At 68.6% G+C, this 459-nt stretch carries 1 protein-coding gene; it reads left to right on the top strand.

Translation table 11 applies throughout. The annotated features are described in order from the left end of the window. Nucleotides 1–459, top strand: a 459-nt coding sequence (locus RM844_RS32625; RefSeq protein ID WP_311671054.1) for a nickel-dependent hydrogenase large subunit, incomplete at both ends; no start/stop codon positions are given.

Genomic DNA, 459 nt, shown 5'->3' with positions numbered 1-459 from the left:
GTACAGCTGGGTGATGTCGCCGCGGTGGTTCGACGGGAAGGACCACATCGCACTCGACACCGGTGGTGGCCCGATCGCGCGGCTCTGGTCGACGGCGCTGTCCGGCATCGTCAACACCGACCACCTCAAGGCGACCGGCGACGGCGTGCAGATCCACCTCCCGAAGACGGCGCTGAAGCCCGAGGTGACCCTCGAGTGGAAGATCCCGCAGTGGTCGAACACCATCGAGCGCGACCGCGCCCGCACGTACTTCCAGGCCTACGCCGCGGCGGCGGCGCTCGACTTCATCGAGAAGGCGCTCGCCGACGTCCGGGCCGGGAAGACCAAAACCTGGGAGCCCTTCGAGGTGCCCGACGAGGGCATCGGCTGCGGTTTCACCGAGGCGGTGCGGGGTGTGCTCTCGCACCACCTCGTGATCCGCGACGGGAAGATCGCCAACTACCACCCGTACCCGCCGAC

It is taken from the genome of Streptomyces chisholmiae, assembly GCF_031845445.1.
Lineage (GTDB): Bacteria > Actinomycetota > Actinomycetes > Streptomycetales > Streptomycetaceae > Streptomyces > Streptomyces chisholmiae.
This window is presented reverse-complemented; position numbering and strand designations above follow the sequence as displayed.